The sequence below is a fragment of the Thermococcus sp. LS2 genome (assembly GCF_012027375.1).
Lineage (GTDB): Archaea > Methanobacteriota_B > Thermococci > Thermococcales > Thermococcaceae > Thermococcus_B.
The window spans coordinates 85,173-111,852 of the sequence record NZ_SNUI01000006.1 but is presented as its reverse complement, the minus strand read 5'-3'; the positions used below and the strand labels follow the sequence as shown (position 1 = coordinate 111,852).

At 41.1% G+C, this 26,680-nt stretch carries 32 protein-coding genes and 2 tRNA genes; 16 read left to right on the top strand and 18 right to left on the bottom strand.

Going from position 1 to position 26,680, the window contains the following annotated elements; all coding sequences use genetic code 11:
- The first annotated feature begins 1 nt into the window (after position 1).
- Positions 2–730, top strand: a complete 729-nt coding sequence (gene mobB / locus E3E24_RS09120) for a molybdopterin-guanine dinucleotide biosynthesis protein B (protein WP_167886661.1) — start codon at positions 2–4, stop codon at positions 728–730.
- Here mobB and E3E24_RS09115 read toward each other — a convergent pair.
- Entirely contained in the window at positions 717–1,118 is a 402-nt protein-coding gene (locus E3E24_RS09115) for a M67 family metallopeptidase (RefSeq protein WP_167915915.1), read from the bottom strand. The two genes, mobB and E3E24_RS09115, sit on opposite strands and share 14 nt — an antisense overlap.
- A gap of 144 nt (positions 1,119–1,262) precedes the next feature.
- Here E3E24_RS09115 and E3E24_RS09110 point away from each other — a divergent pair, with 144 nt between their 5' ends.
- The gene (locus E3E24_RS09110) at positions 1,263–1,409 is read left to right on the top strand and encodes a hypothetical protein (RefSeq protein WP_167886660.1); all 147 of its coding nucleotides are present in this window, start codon (positions 1,263–1,265) and stop codon (positions 1,407–1,409) included.
- A gap of 32 nt (positions 1,410–1,441) precedes the next feature.
- Here the strand turns inward: E3E24_RS09110 and E3E24_RS09105 are convergent, their stop codons facing one another.
- The 4 genes from E3E24_RS09105 to E3E24_RS09090 form a co-directional block, all read right to left on the bottom strand.
- The gene (locus E3E24_RS09105) at positions 1,442–2,149 is read right to left on the bottom strand and encodes a 2,3-bisphosphoglycerate-dependent phosphoglycerate mutase (RefSeq protein WP_167915914.1); all 708 of its coding nucleotides are present in this window, start codon (positions 2,147–2,149) and stop codon (positions 1,442–1,444) included.
- 41 nt (positions 2,150–2,190) lie between these two features.
- Positions 2,191–2,415, bottom strand: a complete 225-nt coding sequence (locus tag E3E24_RS09100; RefSeq protein WP_167915913.1) for a hypothetical protein — start codon at positions 2,413–2,415, stop codon at positions 2,191–2,193.
- 179 nt (positions 2,416–2,594) lie between these two features.
- The gene (locus tag E3E24_RS09095; RefSeq protein ID WP_167915912.1) at positions 2,595–4,985 is read right to left on the bottom strand and encodes a CDC48 family AAA ATPase; all 2,391 of its coding nucleotides are present in this window, start codon (positions 4,983–4,985) and stop codon (positions 2,595–2,597) included.
- 84 nt (positions 4,986–5,069) lie between these two features.
- On the bottom strand, positions 5,070–5,573 hold the full coding sequence (locus tag E3E24_RS09090; protein WP_167915911.1) for an Hsp20/alpha crystallin family protein: 504 nt from the start codon (positions 5,571–5,573) through the stop codon (positions 5,070–5,072).
- A gap of 161 nt (positions 5,574–5,734) precedes the next feature.
- On the opposite strand from E3E24_RS09090, the gene E3E24_RS09085 reads away from it, so the two are divergent.
- The 3 genes from E3E24_RS09085 (at position 5,735) to E3E24_RS09075 (ending at position 6,502) form a co-directional block, all read left to right on the top strand.
- Positions 5,735–5,811, top strand: a tRNA-Phe gene (locus tag E3E24_RS09085).
- 8 nt (positions 5,812–5,819) lie between these two features.
- Positions 5,820–5,897: transfer RNA gene (locus E3E24_RS09080), tRNA-Gly, on the top strand.
- Between the two features lie 287 nt (positions 5,898–6,184).
- Positions 6,185–6,502: a hypothetical protein gene (locus tag E3E24_RS09075; protein WP_167915910.1), complete on the top strand. Its 318-nt coding sequence runs from the start codon at positions 6,185–6,187 to the stop codon at positions 6,500–6,502.
- Positions 6,503–6,649: 147 nt separating this feature from the next.
- Here E3E24_RS09075 and E3E24_RS09070 read toward each other — a convergent pair whose 3' ends face one another.
- The 7 genes from E3E24_RS09070 to cgi121 form a co-directional block, all read right to left on the bottom strand.
- Positions 6,650–6,946 (bottom strand): hypothetical protein, encoded by a 297-nt coding sequence (locus tag E3E24_RS09070; RefSeq protein ID WP_167886655.1) that lies wholly within the window; start codon positions 6,944–6,946, stop codon positions 6,650–6,652.
- Between the two features lie 273 nt (positions 6,947–7,219).
- Positions 7,220–8,551 (bottom strand): leucine/methionine racemase, encoded by a 1,332-nt coding sequence (locus tag E3E24_RS09065; protein ID WP_167915909.1) that lies wholly within the window; start codon positions 8,549–8,551, stop codon positions 7,220–7,222.
- Between the two features lie 69 nt (positions 8,552–8,620).
- On the bottom strand, positions 8,621–8,947 hold the full coding sequence (locus tag E3E24_RS09060; protein ID WP_167886653.1) for a hypothetical protein: 327 nt from the start codon (positions 8,945–8,947) through the stop codon (positions 8,621–8,623).
- On the bottom strand, positions 8,944–10,137 hold the full coding sequence (locus tag E3E24_RS09055; RefSeq protein ID WP_167886652.1) for an MFS transporter: 1,194 nt from the start codon (positions 10,135–10,137) through the stop codon (positions 8,944–8,946). Before E3E24_RS09055 ends, E3E24_RS09060 begins: the two co-directional genes overlap by 4 nt.
- A 12-nt stretch (positions 10,138–10,149) precedes the next feature.
- Entirely contained in the window at positions 10,150–10,413 is a 264-nt protein-coding gene (locus tag E3E24_RS09050; protein ID WP_167886651.1) for a TMEM165/GDT1 family protein, read from the bottom strand.
- Positions 10,414–10,452: 39 nt separating this feature from the next.
- Positions 10,453–11,628: an aminotransferase class I/II-fold pyridoxal phosphate-dependent enzyme gene (locus E3E24_RS09045; RefSeq protein WP_167886650.1), complete on the bottom strand. Its 1,176-nt coding sequence runs from the start codon at positions 11,626–11,628 to the stop codon at positions 10,453–10,455.
- Positions 11,629–11,763: 135 nt separating this feature from the next.
- Complete coding sequence (gene cgi121, locus E3E24_RS09040; protein ID WP_167886649.1) at positions 11,764–12,186, bottom strand: KEOPS complex subunit Cgi121; 423 nt, start codon at positions 12,184–12,186, stop codon at positions 11,764–11,766.
- Between the two features lie 215 nt (positions 12,187–12,401).
- On the opposite strand from cgi121, the gene E3E24_RS09035 reads away from it, so the two are divergent.
- Genes E3E24_RS09035 through E3E24_RS09020 form a run of 4 tightly spaced genes read left to right on the top strand, consistent with a single transcriptional unit; the run spans position 12,402 to position 14,988 of the window.
- Complete coding sequence (locus E3E24_RS09035) at positions 12,402–12,593, top strand: ribbon-helix-helix domain-containing protein (protein ID WP_167886648.1); 192 nt, start codon at positions 12,402–12,404, stop codon at positions 12,591–12,593.
- A gap of 46 nt (positions 12,594–12,639) precedes the next feature.
- Positions 12,640–13,857: a cell division protein FtsZ gene (ftsZ, locus tag E3E24_RS09030; RefSeq protein WP_167886647.1), complete on the top strand. Its 1,218-nt coding sequence runs from the start codon at positions 12,640–12,642 to the stop codon at positions 13,855–13,857.
- Positions 13,858–13,895: 38 nt separating this feature from the next.
- Positions 13,896–14,672: a ParA family protein gene (locus E3E24_RS09025; protein WP_167915908.1), complete on the top strand. Its 777-nt coding sequence runs from the start codon at positions 13,896–13,898 to the stop codon at positions 14,670–14,672.
- The gene (locus E3E24_RS09020) at positions 14,653–14,988 is read left to right on the top strand and encodes a CopG family transcriptional regulator (RefSeq protein ID WP_167886645.1); all 336 of its coding nucleotides are present in this window, start codon (positions 14,653–14,655) and stop codon (positions 14,986–14,988) included. The genes E3E24_RS09025 and E3E24_RS09020 overlap by 20 nt, the downstream gene beginning before the upstream one ends.
- Before the next feature lie 42 nt (positions 14,989–15,030).
- Here E3E24_RS09020 and E3E24_RS09015 read toward each other — a convergent pair whose 3' ends face one another.
- The 5 genes from E3E24_RS09015 to E3E24_RS08995 all read right to left on the bottom strand — a co-directional run bounded on the left by E3E24_RS09015 (position 15,031) and on the right by E3E24_RS08995 (position 19,015).
- The gene (locus tag E3E24_RS09015) at positions 15,031–15,477 is read right to left on the bottom strand and encodes an adenylyltransferase/cytidyltransferase family protein (RefSeq protein ID WP_167886644.1); all 447 of its coding nucleotides are present in this window, start codon (positions 15,475–15,477) and stop codon (positions 15,031–15,033) included.
- Positions 15,474–15,992 carry an RNA-binding protein gene (locus E3E24_RS09010; protein WP_167886643.1) on the bottom strand — a complete coding sequence of 173 codons (519 nt, stop codon included), beginning with the start codon at positions 15,990–15,992 and terminating at the stop codon, positions 15,474–15,476. Before E3E24_RS09010 ends, E3E24_RS09015 begins: the two co-directional genes overlap by 4 nt.
- The gene (pyrF, locus tag E3E24_RS09005) at positions 15,979–16,608 is read right to left on the bottom strand and encodes an orotidine-5'-phosphate decarboxylase (protein ID WP_167886642.1); all 630 of its coding nucleotides are present in this window, start codon (positions 16,606–16,608) and stop codon (positions 15,979–15,981) included. Before pyrF ends, E3E24_RS09010 begins: the two co-directional genes overlap by 14 nt.
- Positions 16,605–17,204 carry a DUF4443 domain-containing protein gene (locus E3E24_RS09000; protein WP_167886641.1) on the bottom strand — a complete coding sequence of 200 codons (600 nt, stop codon included), beginning with the start codon at positions 17,202–17,204 and terminating at the stop codon, positions 16,605–16,607. The genes pyrF and E3E24_RS09000 overlap by 4 nt, the downstream gene beginning before the upstream one ends.
- 122 nt (positions 17,205–17,326) lie before the next feature.
- Positions 17,327–19,015, bottom strand: coding sequence for a methylmalonyl-CoA mutase (locus E3E24_RS08995; RefSeq protein ID WP_167886697.1), 1,689 nt, complete (start codon positions 19,013–19,015; stop codon positions 17,327–17,329).
- Positions 19,016–19,147: 132 nt separating this feature from the next.
- Between E3E24_RS08995 and E3E24_RS08990 the strand changes: the two genes are divergently transcribed.
- The 6 genes from E3E24_RS08990 to E3E24_RS08965 are packed head-to-tail and all read left to right on the top strand — an operon-like array spanning position 19,148 to position 23,897.
- Positions 19,148–20,017, top strand: coding sequence for an MBL fold metallo-hydrolase (locus E3E24_RS08990; RefSeq protein ID WP_167915907.1), 870 nt, complete (start codon positions 19,148–19,150; stop codon positions 20,015–20,017).
- A gap of 23 nt (positions 20,018–20,040) precedes the next feature.
- A complete protein-coding gene (locus E3E24_RS08985; protein WP_167886639.1) occupies positions 20,041–20,469 on the top strand; it encodes a hypothetical protein in 429 nt (142 codons plus the stop codon).
- 47 nt (positions 20,470–20,516) lie between these two features.
- The gene (locus E3E24_RS08980; protein ID WP_167915906.1) at positions 20,517–21,875 is read left to right on the top strand and encodes an ATPase domain-containing protein; all 1,359 of its coding nucleotides are present in this window, start codon (positions 20,517–20,519) and stop codon (positions 21,873–21,875) included.
- On the top strand, positions 21,868–22,167 hold the full coding sequence (locus E3E24_RS08975) for a NitrOD5 domain-containing protein (protein ID WP_167886637.1): 300 nt from the start codon (positions 21,868–21,870) through the stop codon (positions 22,165–22,167). Before E3E24_RS08980 ends, E3E24_RS08975 begins: the two co-directional genes overlap by 8 nt.
- 2 nt (positions 22,168–22,169) lie before the next feature.
- Entirely contained in the window at positions 22,170–22,871 is a 702-nt protein-coding gene (locus E3E24_RS08970; RefSeq protein WP_167915905.1) for a hypothetical protein, read from the top strand.
- A 54-nt stretch (positions 22,872–22,925) separates the two neighbouring features.
- A complete protein-coding gene (locus tag E3E24_RS08965; RefSeq protein ID WP_206205330.1) occupies positions 22,926–23,897 on the top strand; it encodes a deoxyhypusine synthase in 972 nt (323 codons plus the stop codon).
- Positions 23,898–24,121: 224 nt separating this feature from the next.
- On the opposite strand, the gene E3E24_RS08960 is transcribed toward E3E24_RS08965, so the two are convergent.
- A complete protein-coding gene (locus E3E24_RS08960; RefSeq protein ID WP_167915932.1) occupies positions 24,122–25,369 on the bottom strand; it encodes a PLP-dependent aminotransferase family protein in 1,248 nt (415 codons plus the stop codon).
- Positions 25,370–25,681: 312 nt separating this feature from the next.
- Between E3E24_RS08960 and E3E24_RS08955 the strand changes: the two genes are divergently transcribed.
- The gene (locus E3E24_RS08955) at positions 25,682–26,650 is read left to right on the top strand and encodes a ribose 1,5-bisphosphate isomerase (RefSeq protein ID WP_167915904.1); all 969 of its coding nucleotides are present in this window, start codon (positions 25,682–25,684) and stop codon (positions 26,648–26,650) included.
- Positions 26,651–26,680: the final 30 nt, after the last annotated feature.

Below are 26,680 nucleotides of genomic sequence, written 5' to 3'. Positions count from 1 at the left end.
AATGAAGGCTGTCGCTTTTGTTGGCTATAAGAAGAGTGGAAAAACTACAGCACTTGAGAATGTTGCCAAAATCTTGAAGGAGAGAGGTTACAAAATTGGAATAGCGAAGAGCATGCATACTGAGTTTGACAGAGAAGGGACTGATACTCAGAGATTTAGGCAGATAGCAGACTATGTCCTCGTTAAAGCCCAAGATACTGATGCTTTTCTGTTCAAATCCAAGGGCATAAATGCTTTTCTCTCACTCATGCCCGAGGTTGACTTTTTGTTGCTTGAGGGCTTTAAATCAATAAAACATGTTCCCAAAATCATCTGCGCTAAGAGCGAAGAAGAAGTCAGAGAGCTAAACGATGGGCTTGCTATAGCAGTGAGCGGTGTCATAGCAAATGAAAAGAGCGGAGAAATAGATGGCTTGCCAATAATAAACGCCCTTGAGGAGCCAGAGAAGCTTGCTGACCTAATCGAGAAAAAAGCCTTCATGCTCCCGAACATTGACTGCCATATGTGTGGATTCACATGCTATGAAATGGCCAAGTTCATCGTTAAGGGAGAGAAAACACTTAAAGACTGTAAGGTCATAAGCTCAAAGCCAAAAGTGATAGTAAAGATTGACGGAAAAGTCCTTCCAATGAAGGACTGGGTGCAGGAGATGGTGGAAAAGACGATAAGAGGCTTGCTTTCCTCGATGAAAGGATACAAAGAAGGAAAGATTGAGATTAGGATTGAATGACCTCAACCTCTACCTCCTCAGCTCTTCCATTTTTCAAAATAAAACCCCCATAATTTCCTTTATTGTCAACAATAAACCAAACATTTCTCCAAAGCTTCATTCCTCTAATGTCCCTCTCTGAAGGAATTGGTTTGCCCAGATGAGAGTGGAAAATTCCAACTACCTCTAACCCCTTTCCATCTGCATAATCGAGAACCTTAACAATCTCAAGGGGATCTATCTCGAAAGCAGTCGGAGAATTCAGCTTGTTTTTTGTGAAAATAACTTCCTCAACTATGATATCATGCCCCTCCTGTCTCCCGAGTAAGAAGCCGCATATCTCAATCCTGCTTTTCTTGGCTTCCTCTAAAATTATGAATAAATGTTCACCTTTGATTATCAGCTTCATGGATGTCCACTTTTCATCAGTGGCAATTAAAATTTTCTGTTCATTAATGTCTATTTTAGTATAAAAACGTTTAAATATTCTACATGTCCATCAAAGTAGTGCTACAATAACACAACACTCAAAGTGATATAGAAAGGTGAGAGCATGCTTGCGAGAATTGTGTATTACAGACCAAACTCAATCCCTGAGGAGGAAATTGTGGTTGTGAACAGCTTTGAGAAGGCTGTTGAAATTGCAAAGAGGAAGCTTAAAGTTGTGAGAGCCGTGAGTTTTGAAATTGAACTCATTTAACGCTCCGCTTTTGCCTTCTTCTCCCCTCTTTTTTAGTCAATTATCTTATTTATGAAGCCGTTTTCTGTGAGGTAACCTTTTCTGATTAGCTCTCCGTTTTTATATTCATAAACTAGTGGCACTCCAGTTGGTATGTTGAGTCTAAGCACTTCTTCCTCTGTGAGGTTCTCAATGTACATTACAATTGACCTCAGGCTGTTTCCATGGGCTGAGACCAGAACATTCCTGCCTTTTTCAAGCTCTGGAATTATTCTTTCTTTTAAGTAAGGTATTGTCCTTTCAGCGGTATCCTTTAGGCTCTCCCCTCCTGGAGGTGCCATATCGTAGCTTCGTGCCCAAAGCAGAATTTGCTCATCGCCATAGACCTTCCTCGCATAGTCCTTGTTCCAGCCTTGGAGCTTCCCATAATAGCGCTCATTCAACTGCCATGCTGTGTAAACTGGAATGTAATTTTTTCCGTGCTCTCCGTAAACAATACCCCATTCTTTCATTTTTCCACTCTCATGCTCTATCTTTGGAACTCCATGTTTGTTTTTGCTCATTATCAGCATTGCCGTCTGAATTGCTCTCACAAGCTTGGAAGTAAAAATCACATCAAACTTGTAATCCTTCAAAAGTTCACCAGCTTTTAATGCCTCTTGAATACCTTTTTCGCTTAGAGGAACATCAACCCAGCCCGTAAAAAGGTTCAATTTGTTCCAGAGGCTTTCGCCGTGTCTGACCAAAACAAGCAGTGGCATTAGGTCCACCTAATAAAAAAGAGAGAGGGGAGTTAAAAACGTTACTCCCCTTCACCTTCAATCTCAAAACCCTCACCATGCAGAGGAATGACAAGGATCAGCATCAAACCATCCGTATTTAGAAGTTGGCTGTTCAGACTTTCTGAAAGCTCTCTGAGGGTTGGCAAATGAAATACAAGCGTGAGCAGCTGAAAAAGGAGGAAAACTACATGACCTCCATTATAAACCCAGACTCCTAGAAATCCCTTAACAACCCACAATGGCAACAATGCTAAGAAATGAGACCGATTGATAGGTTAGTGTTTTTCACAAGATCTTTGGAGTTTTGCAAGTCCTTCAAATATCTTTTAAGCACAAGAAAGCCGAGGATTGTCAGCGGATATATCAGTGCCATCAGAACCAGCAAAAATAAAAATGCTGGGAAAGGTTAAAGATCTAAAGGGCATCAGCCCCTCATCTTCTTGAACTGCTCCTCTATTCTCCTGTAGTACTCCATCGTCTCCTTGCTGACGCTCGGCCCAACTTTCTTCAGTGCCTCCTCAAAGTCCTTCATTGTGACTTTGACTTTCTGTCTGACTTCTTCCATCTTAACTCCTGGCTTGATAATTCCTTCCTTGAGTGCTCTTCTCATTGCATTCATTGCTGCCTCTCTGCAGACCGCTGCAATGTCTGCACCTGTGTAGCCCTCTGTCCTCTTGGCTAATTCTTTGAGGTCAACGTCCTCAGCTAGAGGCATCTTCCTGGTGTGGACTTTGAATATCTCGTATCTTGCTGTCTCGTCTGGTGCTGGTACTAAGATTAATCTGTCAAATCTTCCCGGTCTGAGCAGTGCCGGATCTAAGATGTCTGGTCTGTTAGTTGCTGCAATAACAACAACACCACTGTTCTCCTCAATACCATCCATCTCTGTGAGGAGCTGGTTGATTAATCTGTCCGTCACTCTGTTCACGTCAGTTCCCCTTCTCGGTGCAATTGCATCAATCTCATCGATGAATATCACTGTTGGTGCAGCCTGTCTTGCCTTTCTGAAGATCTCTCTGATGTTCTTCTCACTTTCACCGACCCATTTGCTTAAAACTTCTGGACCTCTGATTCCAATGAAGTTAGCCTCGCTCTCCGTTGCAACAGCTTTAGCGAGCATTGTCTTACCAGTTCCCGGTGGACCATAGAGGAGAATTCCCTTTGGTGGGTTGATTCCTAATGCTTGAAATGCCTCTGGATACTTGAGCGGCCACTCAACTGCTTCTCTTAAAGCTTCCTTAACCTCTTCGAGCCCACCTATGTCGTCCCATCTTACATTTGGAATCTCAAGGAGTACTTCTCTGAGTGCTGATGGTTCAATCATCTTTAATGCCTCGTAGAAGTCCCTCTTAGTTACTTTAAGCTCCTCGAGGACTTCTTTTGGAATGTGCTCTGCCTCAAAGTCAATCTTACCTTCTTTGATCAATCTCCTCAGTGCAGCCATTGCAGCTTCTCTTGCCAGTGCTGCTAAGTCTGCACCTACGAATCCATGTGTCTTATCTGCGAGCTCTTCAAGCAATGCATCAATTAAGCGGTGCTTGACCTCATCGTAAAGCCTCTCATCGAGGCTCTTGAGTATATCTTGGATTTCCTTTTCATCCTTGGCTCTCTCGACTTTCTCTATTGCCCTGTCAATGATATCTCTGAATCTCTCGTCTCCTCTCAATTCTTCTAAGATTCTCTTAACGTCGCCCTTTCTGAATTCTGGCTCAATTGGCATTCCTCTTGTGTGAATCTGGAGGATTTCTTTTCTTCCCTGTCTGTCTGGAACACCAACTTCAATCTCTCTGTCGAATCTTCCTGGTCTTCTCAGAGCTGGATCAATTGCATCAGGTCTGTTGGTTGCACCTATGACAATGACCTTTCCTCTTGACTTGAGACCGTCCATCAAGGTTAAGAGCTGGCTGACGACTCTCTTTTCAACTTCTCCAGTTACTTCGCTCCTCTTTGGAGCTATTGCGTCAATCTCATCAATGAAGATTATACTTGGAGCGTTTTCTTCAGCTTCCTTGAAGACTTCTCTAAGTCTTTCCTCACTCTCACCATAGTACTTGCTCATAATTTCTGGACCGTTGATGGCTATGAAATGAGCGTTTGCTTCATTCGCCACAGCCTTTGCAAGTAAAGTCTTACCCGTTCCTGGTGGACCATAGAGCAAAACTCCCTTAGGTGGCTCAATTCCGAGCTTCTCGAAGATTTCTGGGTGCTTGAGTGGTAGCTCAATCATCTCTCTAATCTTCTGGATAACATCCTTGAGACCACCAATGTCCTCGTAGGTAACCCCAAGGGCAGCTGTCTTGGCAACTTCTTTAACTGGCTTCTCGCTGACCGTAAACTCCGTGAACTCTGTGACCTGGACGATTCCAGCTGGTGTCGTTGCTGTTACAACGAAGGTAAGCTCCTGTCCAAGGACACCAATTTTGATATAGTCTCCTCTAACCACTGGTCTTCCAATGAGCCTTGAGTGTAGCCAGTCAACGAAGTCTGCTCCAAATCTGATTGGCTCTGTTGGAGCTAAGACAACTTTCTTTGCTTCTTTGACCTCAGCCTTCCTTACAGTTACCTCATCTCCAAGTCCAACTCCAGCGTTCTTTCTGATTGTACCGTCCATTCTGATGATGTCTAAGCCCTCATCCTCTGGGTATGCTGGCCAAACAACTGCTGCTGTGTTCTTTGTTCCAATAATTTCCACTATGTCTCCTGGCTGAACGCCAATTGTACGCATAGCCTTCCTATCAATTCTAACAATCCCCCTACCAACATCCCTCTGGTAAGCGGAAGCAACCTTAAGCTTGATTTCCTTCTTATCTGCCATTTACATCACCTCAAACTCTTTTTCTTCAATGAGTAGATGATCGTGAATTAAAAACTAAAAAGAAAGTGAAATAATGAAAGTTCTTCACTCTACCTTAACCTCAAATCCCTCTCCTTCTTTCTTTGTTGGATGCTTCTTTGGAATCCTGATTTCAAGGACACCGTTGTTGTACTTTGCCTTAGCCTTCTCTGGAATGACTTCCTCTGGAAGTCTGATGACTCTTCTGTAGCCGCTGTAATAGCGCTCGATTCTAATTGCACCCTCTCTCTCGAGCTCCTTCTCTCTTCTCACTTGAGCTTCAATGTAAACAGTATCGTCAGTTACTCTAACCTTGATGTCCTCCTTTCTCACACCTGGGAGCTCAGCAGTGATTATGAACTCGTCACCGTTGTCAAAGATGTCAACGAATGGCTCTCTCCAGACGCCTTCAATTCTCTCCTCAAAGTATTCTGGCTCACCCCATCTTCTGTAGCTCCAGAGTCTTGGGCCTCTAAAGAACTCATTGAAGATGCTGTCAATTTCTTCTTGAATCTCTCTCATTATGTCAAACGGATCCCAGATGTCCCACCTTCTCACCCTCCTCACCATCCCTCTCACCCCCATTATATTTTTGGTTACCAATAGTTACTAAAATATTCGATCTTTATAAACTTTTCGCACCCAGTGGTAATCATCAGTGAACTTAAGTGTTCATCCCCCTAAACCGCAAGGTTTATAAGCCAGAATCTTTCCTTTATTCTTTGGACGGTGGGGCGGTAGCTCAGCCTGGGAGAGCGCCGGACTGAAGATCCGGGTGTCGGGGGTTCAAATCCCCCTCGCCCCACCACTTTTTATGCGGTGGTAGTCTAGCCTGGTCTAGGACGCCGGCCTTCCAAGCCGGCGACCCGGGTTCAAATCCCGGCCACCGCACCACAAACTTTTCTAAAAAGTTTAATTAAAGTCACTATAGTTCCTAGGGATACTTTTTTGTGGAATTCCAACTTCAATAATCAGAAAAACCCTGGGTTTTAATCACTAGCACACAAACAACAAAGCACAAATTAAAAGAGGAACAATTTTAAGAGAAAATCTAATCAAAAATCCAAAAATAAGCATTTAATCTTTAATTTTTAGCCTCCCAAATTCCTCTTACAAATTCCACGATAGTGTTATATAAGATAAGGGAGTAATAAAGCACACAGGATCTTGGAGTGGTGGTAATGACAATTGGAAAAGACTTGTTTAAATTTACTGAAGAAGGCATATTCGAGAAGGCCGTAAATCTTTATGGAGTCTACGAACTTGTAAGCAGAGAGGGAGATGTTTTGTACATAGGAGTGGGGAACATCAGGGATGCACTTTTAACACATCTGCCATCTGGTTCTGACCCAATAATAGGAGCGTCATATTTCAGTTATGAAGTAACAGAAAACATAGATGAGGCTGAAAAGAGGCAAAAAGCTCTTTTAGATGATTATCTTAAAAAATACGATGAGTTACCAAGATTTAACCGAAAAATTAGGAAGAGAAGAAGTTAATTAGGGATAAATTCCTAAACACCTTAGAGAGATAGAAAGGGAAATCTACAAGATTACTCCTCGATAGCATTCTTTAACTCTCTTGACGGCACTAATCTAATCTGTAATGTTTTCATCTTAAGCGTTTTTTCTGAGCCTTTCAGTGATTTAGATCAAATTTAAATATTGCTTGTAGACAGTATTAGGAGATCCATATTTATGTCTCTCTTTTTCATCCTCAGATTCAAAGATTCCAACAACAACATACAATCCCCACTCACCATCTTCTAGTTCCTTGACTTTAGCACACAATACTACTCCCATATGCAATCCTCGATGTCCAATATCTAATGGGATATAATGATCATTGATTTGCTCAGCTACAGAAAGCAAAGCAGATTCAGTCATTTTATTTCCGTCTCTATTGACATGAGTTGTGCTTGCAATTCCTGTAACAATTTTCATGGTATCGCACCTCCCAAAATTTCGCTATTTTAAGCAACAGTTGATTACAAGAATAGAGAGCATCTTATTCGTTGTGTTAATCTAGGAAGTCAAGGTAGATATACCTTCCTATGTGTGGCTTGCCAAGATGACAAATGTTGAACAAAAAGATTGTCACAAAACAAGGGAAAGAAAAGACAATATGTAGGATTTTTGTTCAAATTACTCTATAATTAATCTGCTCTAATTAAAGTCATCTTTCATGAACTCTCATAGTCTACATGATCTTTAGTCTCACCATCCCTGCACTATCTGCAAAACTTTGTCGTCAACTTTTCCCTCTTCAACATCTGCAATTGCTTGCTCCAATCTATCCAGGCCCTCATCCAAAAGCTCCTTCTCTATCGTCAAAGGCGGCTGGATTCTGAGGACATTTCCATGGAGAAATGCCAAGATCAAGCCAAGCTCATAAGCCCTCCAAACAACTTTCTTAGCCTCATCGAAAGCTCTTTCCTTTGTTTCTCTGTCCTTCACCAAATCCACACCGATCATCAAGCCCTTTCCTCTAACATCTCCGATAAGCTCATGCTCTTTCTGCATTTTCTTGAGCCTCTTCATGGTGTACTCTCCAAGCTCCTCAGCTCTTTTAAGCAAATTCTTCTCCTCAATTTCTTCAATAACTGCCAAAGCCGCTCTGCTTGTCACTGGATTTCCACTAAGCGTAAATGTATGTCCCAAAGCCGGTAGAGACTCCATAATCTCTTCTCTTCCGACGATAGCACTTATTGGCAATCCTCCGCCTAAAGGCTTCGCGAGCGTTATTATATCCGGCACAACTCCAAAATGCTCAATTGCGAACCATTTTCCCGTCCTTCCTAATCCGCTTTGAACCTCGTCAACAACTAAGAGAATCCCATGCTCATCAAGGATTTTCTTCAGCTTTTTGAAGTAATCATCTGGAGGAACTATCATCCCAGCGTCTCCCTGGATAGGTTCAGCAAATAGGGTGGCAACACCGTCTGCATAAACCTCTCTCTCAAATTTGTATTCAAGGTAAGATATGCATTCAAAGTGGCATTTCCCCTTTTCTTGCCCAAATGGACATCTATAACAGTCTGGGAAGGGAATGTAGTGTACATCGCTCAACTCTCCAACCAAAGCTCTAGTCTCAAAATCAAGTCCCGTTATACTCATCGCCCCATATGTCGCTCCGTAATAACTCCCCGAATAACTTAAGATTGTTCTTCTCTTTGTATATGCTCTTGCGAACTTAATTGCTCCATCATTCGCATCGCTCCCACTCAAGCCCAAAACCACTTTGGGATTCTCTATTGGTGAAATTTCAACAAGCTTTTCAGCCAATAGAAGAGGTTCAACTGAGAAGCCATAGATAAAGGTGAAGTGTATCAACTTATCTGCTTGTTCCTTTATCGCTTTCACAACTCTCTCATTATTATGTCCAACATTTTGAACAGCGGCGTCGGAGAGGAAATCTATGTATTCTCTCCCCTCAATGTCCCAAACTTTAGCATTTTTGGCTTTAACACCAACAATCGGAGCATAAGTTACACGAGCAGCTTTTGGGAACACTTTTGAATATCGAAAAATTATCTCCTCCTTCTTCATGATTGCCACCATCAACTGATGTAAGATTAACATCTAAATAGAATTTTTGGCTATAAGTTTGAACAAATGTCAAGCCTTTAAGGCTATACGAACATCTTCGTCCAATAACAAAAAGAGGGCTAATGCAGAAAGTATGGCAAGTATGAACGATGAAATCGTTAATCCTATTATTGCCCACAGCAAGCCGAAGAGAAAATCAAGCAGAGTTATATAGGTTGCAACACTTATTGCACTCTCTTTTCCAAGGAAAATTCCAAAACCAATTAGAAGATGAATCGAGCCAATGCCCCAAAATCCTAGAAAGGTAAATCTGTCAGCAATGCTGAGCAAACCCAATCCATAAAAATACATACTCATCAAAAGAAAGAAAAGAATGAGGATTGGCTTTGGCTTCATTCTCCAAATTCCTCCACTGGCATCTTCATCTTTGAGACTGCAATCAATGTTAAGATACCAAGCAAGGGCATGAATGCTAGTTCACCAAAGGCTAATCCGACGCTCTGCTTTGCCAACAACTCTGTAATCGATGGGGCTACTATGTTTGCTGTGTTTGAGATAAGTCCCAATGCGAACGAAGCCTTTGGATAGATGCTCTTTGGGTATGTTGCTGGTGCTGATGTCCAGAATGCTGGACCAGTTCCTTGAATCGTTCCTACAAGCCAAACTGCTGCCAAAGCGAGGGTGTAGTTTCCGCTAAGCATTGCCTTTGCATAAATAATCAATCCCACGAACGATAAGGCATAGGAGATTATCATAACTTGAACAATAGCCTTAAAGAGTCCTCTTGAAGTTGGGTTCTTTCTTGAAAGCAGATATCCTATGTATCCAAAGACAATTGACCAGATTGCCTTTGCGATGTTTAAATTTGTGCTTAGCGTTGCTACATGAGTCTTTGTCCATCCCATGTCGTAGGCGATTGAGGCTGAGAATCCAACGATTGTGAAGATCACCCATAGAGCTGGGAAAAATGTGAATCCTAAAACCCATGTGAACTTGAGCTTCCAGACATTTATCTTTGCTTCTCCTTTCTCGTGGGTTATCTCAAAGTCCTCTGTAAAGAGCCACCATATCAGCAGAACAGCATACATTATTAGAACTGTAACTAAAAAGCTACCCTTCCATCCAAATGCATGGATTAAATACTTGGCGCTCATTGAGCCGAAAACTCCGCCCCAGAAGATTCCAGAGAGAATTATACCCTTTGCGAAAGGTCTTTCGGCAACAAAATATCTTGCTATCTGAGTGCTGAAGAGCGGAACAAGTGTAACCACGAAACCTTGGATGAACCTTAAGAAAACTGCAACATACCAATTTGGAGCATAGGGAATCAACAGCTGTGGAATTGCAGCCCAGCTTAGAGCTATTGCAACACTCCTCTTAAAGCTCCCTTCATAAATCTTTGTGTGCCCTAAGAGGAACGCAACAAAAAGACCAAAGACGTAAGCTATGTGCTGCAAATCGAAAGCATCACTGCTAATTCCAAAATGAGCAATCACATCTGGCTTAGCGACACTCATCATGGTGAGCGTTCCAAATCCAGCAGTCATGACAATCGTGTTAAGGATTACAGATCTCCAGTGCTTCATTTTCTCACCTCATTAGATTTTTCCAAAGAACATCAGCAACCCAAAGATGATAAATAGTATTCCAGCCCCTTTGTGAATTAACTCCACGGGTAGAGCTTCTCCAATCTTCTCTCCAATTATAGCCCCTATCAGATTCACCAAGGCAAGACCTAAAATAGCACCAACAAAAGCTTTAGCCCATCCATATTTTGAAGCAAAGGCAATTGTAGCCAGCTGTGTTTTATCACCAAGCTCAGCAAGGAATATTGCAACAAAGACATAGAGTACTTCCTTCATCAGGCTTCCTCCTAAAGATAGTGAAAAGGAAAACAAAACTCAAATCTCTTCTAAAGCTTTCTTTATCCTTTCCATAGCCTCAATGAGCTTTTCTTTCTTTGTTGCATAACTTATCCTTACATATCCCTCTCCGTTCTTTCCAAATGCTGTCCCTGGAATTACAACAACCTTTGCCTTCTCTAAGAGCCATTCGCTGAACTTCTCACTTGTCATTCCAGTCTCTTTTATGTTGGCGAAGATGTAAAATGCGCCCTTAGGCTCGAATGCAGAAATATAAGGCATTTCTTTAATTGCATTAAGAACAATTTTCCTCCTCTCGGCATATTCTTGTCTCATCTTTTCGACAGCTTCCCAGCTCTTCGGACTTCTTAAAGCTTCAATTCCTGCAACTTGAACAAATGATGCGACGTTTCCAATAACATAAGCGTGGAGCTTTATCATATCCCTGATAATGTCTTTTGGTGCGATTGCAAAGCCCAAACGCCAGCCAGTCATAGCGAATGTCTTAGAGAAGCTGTTTGCTAAAATCGTGTTGTCTGGAGCATATTTAAGCATTGGATAGTGCTTTGCACCATCATAAAGGAAGTGCTCGTAAGGTTCATCGCTGAGGATATAAAGATTGTAATCTTCAGCAATATCTGCAATAGCTTTTGCAGTCTCTTCATCTATTGTAGCCCCAGTTGGATTGTTGGGGTAGTTAATCACAATCATCCTTGTTCTCTTTGTTATAAGCTCTAAAAGCTCATCTGGATCTGGCTGGAAGCCGTTTTCTTCCTTCAGGGGCAACCTTATTATTCCTGCCTCAGCAAGCTTGGCATCTTCAGCATAACAGACAAAAGCGGGGTCAGGAATTATTACTTCATCTCCTTTTTCTAAGAGCGTCTCGAATGCCAAATATGTGGCTTCATAAGCACCGGCGGTTACGATGATGCTATCAGCTGGAACATCCAAGTTGTATCTCTCCTTGTAATATTCGCTTATAGCCTCCCTAAGCTCCGGAATTCCAGCGTTTGGAGTGTAGTGAGTCCATCCTTCATCTAAAGCTTTTTTTGCTGCGTCCTTTATGTTTTGCGGAGTGTCAAAGTCTGGCTCACCAATGCCGAGAGAAATGACGTTTTCCATCTTTCTTGCTTTTTCAAAGAGCTCTCTAATCTTTGAACGCTGAATCAAACTTATACGTTCTGCTATGAAATATCTGTGTCTCTTATAACGCATAATCACCCCCCCGTAGCATTTAGAGGGTAAATTAATATTCTTATAAACTTATCGAGAAGAAACTTCCGTTTTTTAATACATTAGCAAAACAAAATTCAACAAAATTCAAACTTTATGGTAAATTTTAAGAAAAACTCAAAGAACCTCAACTATAGCTGCCTTTTCAAAGAGCGCTTTTATTTTTTCTCTGTCACAGTCTGAGAGGGGAACCTCTTTTAATGAATTCCTTTTGATGAATTCTTCAAGTATTTTGTGAGCATTCTTACCAAAAGCCACTAGGAAGTTTTCTCCGCTTTTGGCGCCAACCTTTTTTATGGCTTCACCAATTTGCAAGGTTCCCGCGAGTCTAATGAGTATTTCACCTTTCACTGTCTTTGCTTTATTTGTTCCTCGTTCAAATGACTTCAGTGCTAAGATGGTAGCAAATGCAACCTGCTCCCAACATTCAGCGCTTGTCACCTGCATATTTTCCCCAAGCTCCTCAAAAATGCATGAAACATCATTGAGCGAAATTTTGCTAATTGCAATTTCGTAATCGCCCCATTTTATTACTCTCAATCTAACCCCCCAATTTTTCAGTGTAAATGTAAAATATTAAACTTTTCTCCTTTACCCAAAAATGTCCCAATGCTAAAAAATTTTAAAATAGTTTTTGCATTTCTAAAAATTTTTTGAAAATTATATTATCATGATATTAAAATAGCAGCAAAAAATATTTAACTAGTTAAACCAAATGAGAAAAGTAGTGGCTTCATGTACTAGGAGGCTCAGCAATGACAAAGATGAAAATAATTAGTGTCCAGATCCCGCAGGGTCTTCTTAATGCTATTGATACCCTCGTAAAGAGAGGAGTTTATTCCAATAGGAGTGAGGCTATAAGAGAAGCTATCAGAGAACTAGTAAAAAGAGAGCTCTACAAACTTGAAACAGAAGAAAGGACAACCCCAGAGTATATACTTGAATAAGGTATAATTATTAATAATTAACAACTAACTCCGGAGGTTAAAGGCAATGGTGTGGAAGCTCCTAGAGCAAGCGGGTATTAACTTAGACTTTGACGAAGATAAAAAAGAGAAGTTTGACTATGGAGAAAATTTGGAAGATTTGATAAAGATCGCAATCATAGGTGTTGGTGGTTCTGGAAACAATACGATCACCAGGCTTTATGAGTTAGGTGTTCAAGGTGCCGAGCTAATTGCAATGAATACTGATGCTCAGCATTTGGCGAGAACAAAAGCTCACAAAAAGATCCTCCTCGGAAAGAACATCACCCACGGCAAAGGTTCAGGTGGAGACCCTAGAATTGGATATTTAGCTGCAGAAGCCAGTGCTCAGGAGATTGCAGAGGTGGTCCAGGGCGTTGATCTAGTTTTTATAACCGCAGGAATGGGTAACGGAACTGGAACCGGTGCTGCACCAGTTGTTGCAAGAATAATTAAAGAGGTAGCAAGGCACAACGGAAGGTACCAAGAACCTCTTGTTGTCAGCGTTGTAACATTTCCATTCTCAACCGAGGGAACGAGAAGAATTGAAAAAGCAAAAGCTGGAATACAAGCCCTGCTCCAGTACTCAGATACTGTTGTGATAATTGAAAATGATAAGCTTCTCGAGCTTGTTCCGAACTTGCCACTCTCAGCGGCATTCAGGTTTGCAGACGAGATTATAGCGAGAATGGTCAAGGGCATAACTGAGACAATAAAGCTCCCATCTATTGTTAACATTGACTTTGCAGATATATACAGCATCATGAAAAACGGAGGCGCTGCTCTAATTGGTATTGGTGAGAGCGACTCAAAGAACAGAGCTGTCGATGCCGTTATAAACGCACTCAACAACAAGATGCTTGAGGTTGAATTTGGAAGCGGCGATGCTGCACTGATACACTTCACCGTTGGTCCAGATGTAAAGCTCGGTGAAGTCCACGAGGCAATGAAGATAGTTTATGAGAAGCTTGGTAAGAAGTCAGAGATAAAGTGGGGAGCAATGATTGATGAAGATCTAGGTAGAACAGTCAGAGCCATGGTCATAATGACAGGAGTTAGATCGCCACACATCTTAAGCGGTGAAGTTAACGCACTCCAAGATAACAGCAGAATCCTTGTGCCAAAAAGCATGGTGAGAACAATAACAAAAGATGACAAGATCGAGAGAATATTCGACGAAACTATAGGAGGAAGAAGGAAACTCACAAAAGGTACTGATGTATTTGAAGATATCTATACTCTCTGACCTTCATTTTAGCTTTTTCTTATCATGTAGGTGATACTATGGCGAGAGTGATCAGCATAGCTAATCAAAAAGGTGGAGTAGGGAAGACAACAATTACAATGAACCTTGGCTTCGCCTTAGCAAACATGGGCAAAAGGGTCCTTTTAGTTGACATAGATCCTCAATTCAACCTAACCTTTGGATTAATAGGAATGGATGTTCTAAATTATGAAGACAGAAATGTTGGAACGGTAATGACGAGAGAAAGCAGCATCGAAGAAGCTATCGTTGAGGTTAGAGAGAATTTACACTTAATACCTTCCCATTTAAATCTCTCAGCAAGGGAAATCGAAATTATAAACGCCTATAACCGAGAAAGAAGATTGGAAAAAGCATTGAAACCAATTCTCCCAGATTATGACTATATCCTCATTGACAATCCCCCTAGCATGGGGATTTTCCTAGTAAATTCCCTCACGACTTCAGATTATGTTTTGATTCCTCTTGAGCTTAGCTATTTTGGAGTAATTGGAATGCAACTTATGTTCAATCTAATGAAAATGATTAAGGAAGAAACAAACGAGAATCTCACTCTCCTCGGATTAGTCCCTAACAAATTTACAAGACAAACAAAAATTCCAGCTATGCGCTTAAAGGAGTTAAAGGAGACTTATCCAAATGCTCCCTTGCTGACGACTATACCCAAGTCAGTTGCTCTTGAAAAAGCACAATCTCAGGGAGTTAGCATATTTGAGTTTGAAGGCGACGGAAGAGCTGCAAAAGCATTTTTAAAGCTTGCAAAAGAGGTGGTTACTCTTGTCGAAGGAGAGAGGTAAAATTCCACAGCTGTTTTCAGGTTCAATTGATGAGCTCACAAAGCCAAAAGCAAAGAAAACTGATAAGAAAAGAGAAGAGCTAAAGAAAATTAAGAAGCAGAAGACACTGTACATCAGCCAAGATATCAACTTAAAGCTGATTGAGCTTTATGCTGAAGAGGGAAGAAGGCAGAGCAACATAGTGGAAGATGCTGTGAACCTTTATTATTATCTCAAAAAGGCTATGGGTGAAAAGAATTTTGATGAGTTAATGAGCGCTGTGCTTAAAGAAGATCCAGAATTCCTAAGAGAATATCTGGAGAAATTCAGGCTCTAGCTCATCTAATCATCACTCACGGATTAAATCAGATTCATAAAATCACTCACAGAATATTTCCACTATCCTCTCTATTATTTTACTTGTCTTTGCGATATCCTTCTTATATAAGTAGGGAATTCTTATAACCTCAGCATTTATTCCATGCTTTTTGAGCTCTTCTTTAAGTCTAAGCACGTCAAAGTTCTGGTCTGGACCTAGAGCAATTACATCCGGATTTATCTTTTTTACAAGCTCAAAGCTAATCTCTGCGGGCTCACCTATAACAACCTCATCAACCATCTTCAAGGCTTTTAAGAGTTCAGCTCTCTCATACATCGAGTTTATTGGTGGTCTACCTTTTCTTCGCATAACTGTCTCATCATGTGCAACTATCACAATAAGCTCATCTCCAAGCTGCTTTGCTTGGCTCAAAAAATGGATATGACCAACGTGGAGGATGTCAAAAACTCCCCCAACGAGAACTCTTATTTTCTTCTTCTCACTCATGATCTCACCGTTAGCTCCCAGATTTTGTCCTTTGCGTGGTGAATTACTTTCACAGCTTTTCCTCTGTTCTTCTCTTTCATCTCTCTGCCGCTCATCAATGCAATCCCAATCGCGAGAGGTCTTCCATAATTTTCCTCAACAACAAAGACAAAATCGCCTTCTTTTATCTCTTCATCAGCATCAACTATTCCAGGAGCCATTACGTCGGCACCTTTCAAGATGAATGGGACGGCACCTCCATCAACCACAACCCTTCGCTTCCATTTTCTTAAATCTTCCTCATTTGAGAGTTCATACAAAGCTATTACCAGAGGGAAAACCAAACCATTTCGCTTTATGAACATTGGCTTTCCGTTAACAAACAAAATCTGGGTTGTTTTATCAAATTCAGCGAGCTGAACGTTATCCTTTTTGCTTATCAGCTTTTCAGCCACTTCCTCTCCAAAAATTGCGCTCATCTCTCGGATTATCTCTTTGATTTCCTTCTTGCTTAGAGGGTGCTTAATCTTCAGCATTCAGCTCACCCCAAAGGCTTTTAGCAGCTTCTCTCGGGTTGTCAGCATTATAAATCGCCCTTCCCACGATTATGTAGTCAGCACCAGCTTTTAAAGCTTCTTTAGCTCTTCCCCCTTGAGCACCTATTCCAGGGGTTAAGATTTTTATATCCTTATCAAGGCGCTCACGGATGTATCTTATCCTCTCAGGTCTCGTTCCGGGAGCGATAACTCCAAAGGGCTTAAGCTCATTCGCCATCTCTATGAGCTTATCAGTAATTGGCTGTATGAACTCTTCAGCTCCAGGATGGCTCATCTCTACAACGATAATCGTATTGCCCTCCTCCATAACTGCTCTAACACTATCTCTTCCAACAAAGCCATGAACGATTATGTAATCAGCCCCTTCACCAAAAACTTTCTTTGCAATGAGCTTGTTTGTGTTTGGGATATCTGCGACTTTTAAGTCAGCTATAATTGGTAAGCCAGTTCTCTCTTTTAGTTCCCGGATTATTCCAACTCCACTTCCAAGAATGAGCGGCCAGTTAATCTTTATCGCCCAAAGGTAATCTCTAGTCTCCTCTGCTATTTTCAATGCTTTGTCCCTTTCATAAACGTCCAATGCTAAGATGATCATTCGCCCACCTCAAGGATTTCTTTGGGAAGCTCACTCTTTTTAAGTGTTAATGCAACGTGGATTGCACTTTTAATGGCATCAGCTTTGTCTTCAGCCCATGTAACAACGACTAAATCTCCCTCTTTTGGGCTAAGCTTTTTCAAGTCCTCTGAAAGCTTAGGAAGAGTTTCTTTCAAAGATCTTCCGTCTTCTGGGAATACAATCTCACCATCTCTACAAACAAGAATCATGGCACCTTTGGCAAAATAGCGAATGGCTTCGTCTCTAAGTTCTATGCTCTTAAATTGCGGTGGATTCTTAACAAGGAGGGCATAAGTAGGCATGTTTTCGACTTTTTCAACTTCAACCGGCTCAGAGAATAAGGTGGTTATTTCAGATAGAACTTTAAGACCATTTTCGTTCAAATAGTGCCCCTTTTGTTTTGATTCAATTAATTCCAGCTTTGCAAGCTTCTTCAAAAGAGTCCTAACGCTCCCTTCACCAAGGTCAAGCTCCTCAGAAATTTGCTTTCTTCCTCTCGGAGTTTTCAAGAGAAAAAGTGTCGCAACCACATCTTCAAGAGTAAACTCAGGGTAAGCTCCCCTCTTCCAACCCATTTCCTCACCTCTCAGGATTGTCTCGCTTAGCGGATAAATAAATGTTTTTATTGTAGCTCTATTCTGTGGTATTGCAAATTAAGGAACAGAGTCCAGAAAAACATAGAAAGGAACGAAAACAATCAGAATATCAGCGGAGCTCTGTATTCACCCCAAACTTCTCTTAAAACATCAGTGACTTCTCCAAGTGTCGCCAAGTGCCTGTGAGCCTCGATAATGTATGGCATTAAGTTCACATCCTCCTTCTCAGCAGCATTTCTCAGCTTGTCCAAGGCTTCCTTCACCTTCTTGTTATCTCTCTCACTCCTCAGCTTCTTCAAACGCTCAATCTGCTTATCCCTTATGCTTGGATCGACCTTAAGGATCTCAACCTCAATTGGCTCATCCACAACAAACTTATTGACACCAACGATAATTCTCTTGCCCTCCTCGATCTCTTTCTGATACTTATAAGCGGAATCTGCGATCTCCTTCTGGATATAGCCGCGCTCAATAGCTCTCATCATTCCACCCATGCGCTCAATCTTCTCAATGTACTTCATTGCCTCCTCCTCAATGTGGTCGGTGAGCCATTCAATGTAATATGCACCTCCAAGCGGGTCAATTGTGTCAACAACACCGCTCTCATAAGCGATAATCTGCTGCGTTCTCAAGGCAATCCTAACGCTCTTCTCAGTTGGTAAGCTCAATGCCTCGTCATAGCTGTTGGTGTGCAATGATTGTGTTCCACCCAATACAGCAGCCAAAGCTTGGATTGTGACCCTAATGATGTTGTTCTCTGGCTGCTGAGCCGTAAGCGTTGAACCAGCTGTCTGGGTGTGGAATCTAAGCAGCATGGACTTTGGATCCTTTGCACCGAATTTTTCCTTCATTATCCTAGCCCACAATCTCCTTGCAGCTCTGAACTTTGCGATCTCCTCAAGGAAGTTGTTATGAGCAGCAAAGAAGAAACTCAATCTTGGGGCAAACTTATCAACGTCCATTCCTCTCTCTATTACAGCCTTAACATATTCAATTCCATCAGCTAAGGTGAAGGCAACCTCTTGGACTGCATTTGCACCAGCTTCTCTGATGTGATACCCGCTTATTGAAATTGGATTCCACTTTGGAACATGCTCGGCACAGTACATGATTATGTCGGTTGTTAAGCGCATTGAAGGTTGCGGCGGGAATATGTAAGTCCCTCTTGCAATATACTCTTTGAGGATATCATTCTGCACAGTTCCTCTCAAAACGTGCTGTGGGACGCCTTGCTTCTCAGCAACGAGAATGTACATTGCCAAGAGATTTGCGGCTGTTGAATTGATTGTCATTGAAGTTGAAACCTTATCGAGAGGAATGCCATCGAAGAGAATTTCCATGTCCCAAAGGGAATCGATGGCTACACCAACTTTACCAACCTCACCCTCAGCCATCGGGTGATCGCTGTCATAACCGAGCTGAGTTGGCAGATCAAAAGCCACACTTAAGCCTGTTTGTCCCTGCTCCAAAAGATACTTATAACGCTTGTTTGACTCCTCAGCAGTGGCATAACCTGCGTATTGTCTCATTGTCCAGAATCTTCCTCTGTACATTGTTGCGTAAACTCCACGAGTGAAGGGGTACTGCCCTGGGAAGCCAAGCTTTTTCATGTAGTCCCAATCTTCTCCAAGATCAGCAGGAGTATAAACTCTTTTAATCTCAAAACCATCATCGGTCATGAACTTCTCTTTTCTTTCTGGTCTTTTTGTAATAAGAGGCTTGACCACATTTTCTTCCCACTCTTGCTCGGCTTTTTTGATCTCTTCAAGCTTTTTCTTATCGAAGGTCATCAGCACCACCAGATGAGCTTTTAGCTCTTAATATATAAAAACCTTTTACATAACTAAAGGTTTAACTTGACATCGGATATTTTATCCACCTTTAAGAAAAGCTTAACTTAGCCTAAGTAAATCTCAAGTATGATGATAATTGAAGGAATAGGTCTAGACAGTTCAGCAAAGGTGGCATTTCAAAGTCATGCACACACAGATCACTTTGTTAGCGGAAATATTATATTTTCAACAAAGGCAACCAAATTCCTGAGCCATTTGAAGAAAGGTGGGTTTTATAAAGTAGTGCCTTTCAGAAAGAAGTTTTACATTGGCGACTACAAAGCAAAGCTTTATCCAGCCGGCCATATGCTGGGCTCTGCTCAAATCTACATTGAATTCGACGAATTTTCTCTGCTTTATACAGGGGATGTTAAGTGGTTTAAGCTGAGGACAGCAGAAAAGAGCAGATTTAGGAAAGCTGATGTGCTTGTAATCGAGGCAACTTTTGGTGTCCCAATGTATAATTTTCCCTCACCAAAGGAAGCTGAGAAGAAGCTCATCGCTTTTGTTGAGAGCACTCTTGACAGGGGAAAGACACCAACGCTTTATGCTAATCAAATTGGGAAAGCCCAAGAGATTTTGAAGATTCTTGATGTCCACGGCTACACTGTGAAAACTTCCAGGAACATAATTAAAGTCGCAAAGATTTATGAGAAATTTGGGATTAAATTTGGGAATATAGATAACAACGGAGAGGTTGTTTTGAGAGGATTTAGAACTCCGAAGCCTAGAAATTCCCTCTCACCTCATGAACTCTACGTTTCTGGATTTGGCAACTTAAAGCTCAGCAACCATGCTGATTTTTGGGAGCTCATGAGGATTATAGAAAAAGTCAAGCCGGAGAAGATTTACGCCGTTTATGGATATGCAAAGGAGTTCGCAAAAATCCTAAATGGTTTTGGCTATGATGCAGCTGCCATAGAAAAAGATTACTGCTTGTATTGTCACAAAAATATTTAAGGATTAATGTGTAAAGTACTATTATGAGTACTATTATGAAATATAACAAGCACAAACGCTACAATCCGCGCAAGCATAGGTTTCTGCATCGTCTCCTCATTACTAACAAAAAGAAGGCTATTAAGAAGAAGGAGCTGGTCTATGAGATAAAACTTCAAAAGCTTCAGGATATGATGGATTCACTTGCTGACTGGGTAGAAAGTTCTGATGTAGAAAAAGATTTAAGGTATTTGTTTCTTTACAATTTAGAAGAATTTAAAAAGTTTTTATCAACTTTTCTCACCCGCTCTACGCTGAACAACATCAATTATTATACCATAAAGACTTGGGAGAACAGAATTGACGTTCTTGCAGATGAAATTTCCAAACGAAGAAATCCATTCTTTAAGCTTCTCTATTTAAGATTCAAGCTTTCCCTAGATGAATTCTATAGAGAGCTAGGAATTAAATGAGGTATGTTTAAATAGCCTAATAACAAAGTTTCAGTAGGGTGAGAAACATGAAAACGGGAATAGAGTTCTTCGATGAAAATATCATCAAGGGAGGATTTCCTGATGGTTCCTTAATCATAGTGGCTGGAGAGCCAGGGACTGGAAAGACTATCTTTACATCAACCATAATTTATAATGGGCTTGGAAAATTTGGAGAGAAAGGCATGTATATCTCGCTTTCAGAGACAAAAGAAGATTTCTACAGTGAGATGAAGAGACTCGGCATGGATTTTGAAAAGTATGAGAAAAGCGGACTCTTTAGGTTTATGGATTTGGTCACTGTAACTCCTGAGGCCATTGATAAAGAAATTGAACTCATTATGAAAGAAATTTTAAGTTTCCAGCCAAAACGCATTGTTATAGACTCAATTAGCGTACTCACACAGTTTTTAGGTGTAGAAAAAACAAGGATTTTCCTGCATACTACACTATCTCGTTTCATAAAATCGTTTGATGCTGTTGCATTTCTGATAGCCGAAAAGCCTTTGGGGAAGGAGAGCATAGGCTATGGAGTGGAGGAGTTTGTTGTCGATGGTGTTATAATGCTCAAGTACATGAGCCTTGGAGAAGTCAGTAGAAGGGTAATGGAAATTCCAAAAATGAGAAAAAGGAGCATTGAAAAATCCCAATATGAGTATGTAATAACGGACAAGGGGATAGAGTTCTTAGTCATCCCCGACCTTGTTAGGGATGAAGAGGATGCGCCAGAAGAAAAAGTGAGCACAGGAATAAAAGAACTTGATGCAATTTTAGACGGTGGAGTTTACAGAGGTTCAATAACATTAATTGTCGGAATGACTGGAACTGGAAAAACTACTTTTGGCTTACATTTTGCAATAGCAAATGCCCTCCAAGGAAAGAAAGCGATATACATTTCTTTTGAAGAACCTGTAGGGCAGCTGAAGAGGGCAGCAAGGAGATACGGAATGCCCATTGATGAAGTTCTGGATAAGACATTGAAGATGTTTAGCTGGGTTCCGGAGGCAAAGACTCCAGTTCATACGTTCCTTAAGATTAAAGAAATCATTGATGAGCATGAACCTGAAGTTCTCGTAATTGACAGCTTGACTTCACTCCGGGAGCATATGAACGAAATCGAGCTTGAAAAGATGCTCAGGTATTTAGGCCTCGCAATAAAACAGCACAAAATAGCCACATACATCACGCTTAATGCAGAAACAGACTTTGAAACAGTTCCATTCACTAAAGCAAGCACACTCTCAGACAATATCCTTGGGCTGAAATATATGGTGAAAAACGATGTTATAGAAAGGCGTTTGGCAGTTATTAAAGCCAGAGGATCCAATCATTCCAGAAAGATCCACAAGTATGAGATAACCAACAAGGGGGTGATGATTTATGAGTAGTGCTGAAGAGATAGTTGTTAAGGCAGTAATTTATGCAGTTGAAAAAGCAAATCCTACCCTTAAAAATCTTTTAGAATTTCACTTGAAGACTACAACGGGAAGAGGATATGAGCTTGCCTATGAGGATCCAAAAAAGTTCAAGGAAGCAGTTTCAAAACTTTTTGGGGAATACAGTGGAAGATTGCTCGAAATGTTAATCATAAGCTACTTTAAAGAGAAAGTTGGGCTAAAGGAGAACGTGGAGAATCTAGAAGACCTTGTGGGGTACGTCAAGAGAATTTATGGGGAGTGAAGATGAACACCAATCCGTTGGAGATTTTAGAAGAATCTTCTAAGAGGATAAGCCCGACACTTATTGAATACGAAATTGGAAGCGAAGTTGAGATTATACTGTATCACTTAATAGCAAAACTTAGACCAGAATATCAAAATTTCGTTGTAATATCATTCCATGACGCATATCTAGCTCTAAAGAGGTACCTTGAAAACACCTTGTCTCATGAGGAGATTCACAAAACTTTCAGTAACATACACTTGATTTCAGTGAATCCCGTGCTGGAAATTGAAGAAAATAGCCCTGATGATATAATAAAGAGTACTCATCATGACATAATTGTTGGAAGAATTTTGGAAATAATATCAAAAATACAAGGAGAGACACTGTTCCTAGTTTTGGGACTTGACTTCTACGGAATTCGAGTTGGAAAAGAAGAGCTCATAGATATTTTTCCAGCGCTTGTTTCAGCAATTGGACGAAAAAAGAACAACAACGTGATAATGACCCTCAACGTTAAAGTGTTTCCTCAGGGTGTAGTTGAAATTGTGAACAGCTTTGCATTTAATGTTGCTCACTTAGGCATTGAAGTTCATAACAGAGACCTAAAAAGATACATAACCTTAATACGAACGATATTTTTGGAGTACAACCTCAAAAAATGGTATTACAAGCTTTTTGGAAAAGAACTCATATTCAACTCAACTAATCCTGAGGACTAACTTTTTTAAACTCGCTCCTTTTCTTTTTATCTAAGCTTAGTAGAGGTGATGCTCATGGAAATTAACTTAGAACAGCAAAAGGTTGTGAGAGATATAAAGCTGAGAAAAGGTATGACTGCAGATGAAATAACGAGACAGCTCTTTGAGAGCGGCGGCTTCGTTGCAAAGAAGTTTGCACTAGCAGTTGACATTCTGGAGAAGATGATAAAAGACAAGGATACATTTAAGTTTCTAAGCTTTCCAGCATGCATAATGGCAACAGGAACGAGAGGAATAATTGTAGATTTGATTAAAAATAAGCTCTTTGATGCTGTAATTACCACTTGCGGAACTTTAGACCACGATTTAGCAAGACTCTGGAAGCCTTACTATCATGGAAGCTTTCTAATGGATGATAAGGAACTCCACAAGCAAGGAATAAACCGATTAGGAAACGTCTTAGTGCCCAACGACAGCTACTGGGTCGTCGAGGAAAAACTACAGGGAATATTCCAAGATATCTATGATTCAGGCAAGAGAAGATTAGCAACGTATGAGCTTGTATGGGAGATCGGAAAAAGGCTAGAAAATGAAGAGGGCAAAGAGAACAGCTTCATCTACTGGGCATATAAAAATGAGATTCCAGTTTTCATTCCCGGCATTACCGATGGGGCAGTTGGCTACCAGCTATGGCTTTTCATGCAGGATAAAGAAGACTTTATCATTGATGTTTTCAAAGATGAGACAAAGCTTGATGAGATAATGGCATCGTTGGCTTCAAACAACAAGAAGAGCGGCGCTTTGATGATTGGCGGAGGAATTTCAAAGCACCACACAATATGGTGGAACCAGTTCTGGAAGGAAGGCCTCGACTATGCTGTTTACATAACAACAGCAGTCGAATGGGATGGTTCGCTAAGTGGTGCAAGGATGAGAGAAGCAGTTTCATGGGGCAAAGTCAAGGAAGATGCAAGATACGTTACGGTTGAAGGAGATGCAACCGTTTTACTGCCATTCATGATTGCCTCTCTGCTGGAGAGACTTTGATTTTTTGATTCCACTTTAATTCTTATGCCTCAATATCAAAACCTTATTAAACTTCAAAAGCTAATTTTCTAATGCCCAGGGAGTACCGCCGAAGGCGGAGTCGATGAACTTGGGCGGGTTATTACCCCCATCCATTCTTGAGAATTTAAGTTTGAACAACATGAGCTCTTAAAATAATAAACTTGCAAAAAGCTGAAATTAAAGCAGGGAGAAAAGAAAAGGGTTCACATGCCAAGCTCTTCTTTAATGGTCTCGGCAAGCTTCTGGATTCCAATCTTAATCTTCTCCTCATCAACATATGTAAAGTTCAAACGCATTGTGTTCTTGACATCTCTGTATGCAAAGAACGCCTCTCCAGGCACGTATGCAACTCCTTTCTTCACGGCTTTTTCAAGCATCACCTTTGTATCAATACTCTCTGGAACAGTTGCCCAGACGAACATACCGCCCTCTGGCTTCGTCCACTTAACTCCCTCTGGCATGTAATCCTCTAGGGCATCGAGCATCGCGTCCCTCTTTGGCTTGTAGAACTCGATTATCTTTGGAATGTGCTTCTCTAAGAGTCCTTTTTCAAGGAACTTCCATGCAATAACTTGACCAAATGGATTCGTACAGAGGTCAACTGCTTGCTTGGCAATCTCAAGCTTCCTAATGAAGTGAGGCTCTCCTGCAATCCATCCGAGCCTGAATCCTGGAGCGAGAATCTTTGAGAAGGTTCCGAAGTAAAAGACTCTTCCCTCAGTGTCAAACCTCTTTATCGGCGGAACTGGCTTTCCTGAGTAGCGGAGCTCACCGTAGGGGTCGTCTTCAATTATGAGGAAGTCATATTCGCTTGCAAGCTCTACGAGATATTTTCTCCTATCTTCACTCATTGTAACTCCAGCGGGGTTTTGGAAGGTTGGCACTGTGTAAACAAACTTAACCTTCTTGCCCTCCGCTTTAAGCTCTCTAAGCTTCTCCTCAAGGATCTCAACTTTCATTCCCTCATCGTCAAGAGGAATCTGAATGAACTTTGGATCATAGTACTTGAATGCATTCAATGCTGCCAGATAAGTTGGAGCCTCAACTACTATCAAATCCCCTGGGTTGATGAATGTTCTTCCTATTAAGTCTAAAGCCTGTTGTGAGCCAGAGACTATCATAATGTCAACTTTTGAAATAGGGATTCCGTACCTGTCCCTCAACCATTCTGCAATTTTGAGTCTCAACGGTGTGAACCCCTTTGTTGTCCCGTACTGTAAAGCCTTATCAGCATGCTCTTCAATGACTTCTTGAGCAATTTGCTTAATTTCTTCTTTTGGAAATGTTGCAGGATTTGGTAATCCTCCCGCCATTGAAATTACATCAGAAGTCTCAACAAGCTTTAAAAGCTCTCTAATTTCAGATGCTTTCATCTGCAAAGCTTTGTCTGAGAAGTAGCTCTCATAATTCAGCGTTTTAGATTCCAATTTCTTTTGAAGTGCCTCCTCCATACCCATGACCTCCAAAACTTTATGATGCACAATTTTGAGCACATCACCAATTTTATACATGGAAAACTTTGTGGCAATTAAATATAAAGCTTTCGGCATTGGTCGTGAATGCTCTTTATATTTGTAAAGAAAAAGCCCGGCTTTATTTTAAGCACATCAAAGTCCTATTACGAACATCAATGAACAGAAAAAGTGAAGACAGTGCAAATACCATTGTGACAAAGAGGCAAAGCCATTAGAGTATTGTAAAGGGTGAAATATATAAAGCCCTATGAGAAAAATAAGCCTTAACGAAAATTTGGAGGGAGCAACATGACGCTGGTTAAGGAGGTCTATGAAATTGCTGAAAAAATCAAGAACATGGAAATCAGAGGGGCTGGCAAAATAGCTCGCTCTGCAGCTCTTGCTTTACAAGTACAAGCTGAAAAGAGCAAGGCAAAAACAGCTGATGAGCTTTGGAAGGAGTTAAAAGAAGCGGCAAAGCTTTTGCACTCAACAAGGCCAACTGCTGTTTCTCTGCCAAATGCTTTGAGATACGTTATGTATCGCGGTAAAATAGCATATCAAGGGGGAGCAGACTTAGAACAGCTGAAATTCATCGTTATTAACGCAGCAAAGGAGTTCATACACAACTCAGAGAAAGCCATAGAAAGAATAGCAGAGTTTGGAGCAAAGAGAATTGAAGATGGGGATATAATAATGACCCACTGCCACTCAAAAGCAGCAATCGGTGTTATGAAGAAAGCTTGGGAAGAGGGAAAAGAAATCAAAGTAATCGTAACTGAGACAAGACCTAAATGGCAAGGCAAGCTAACAGCAAAAGAGCTCGCAGAGGCTGGAATTCCCGTGATTTATGTCGTTGATTCAGCCGCAAGGCACTACATGAAGATGACTGACAAAGTTGTCATGGGAGCTGACAGCATAACAGCCAACGGAGCTGTGATAAACAAGATTGGTACAGCTTTGATAGCTTTAACAGCCAAGGAGCATAGGGTTTGGGTCATGATTGCAGCTGAAACCTACAAGTTCCATCCAGAAACAATGCTCGGTCAGCTGGTTGAGATTGAGATGAGAGATCCTTATGAGGTTATTCCCAAGGAAGAGCTCGAAACATGGCCGAAGAACATTGAGGTATGGAACCCAGCATTTGATGTAACTCCCGCGGAATATATTGACGTCATAATAACTGAGAAAGGCGTCATTCCTCCGTATGCAGCAATTGATGTATTAAAGGAAGAGTTTGGTTGGGCTTTCAAGTATACGGAGCCTTGGGAGGACTGACACTTTATTTTTTTACAATACTTCAAATCT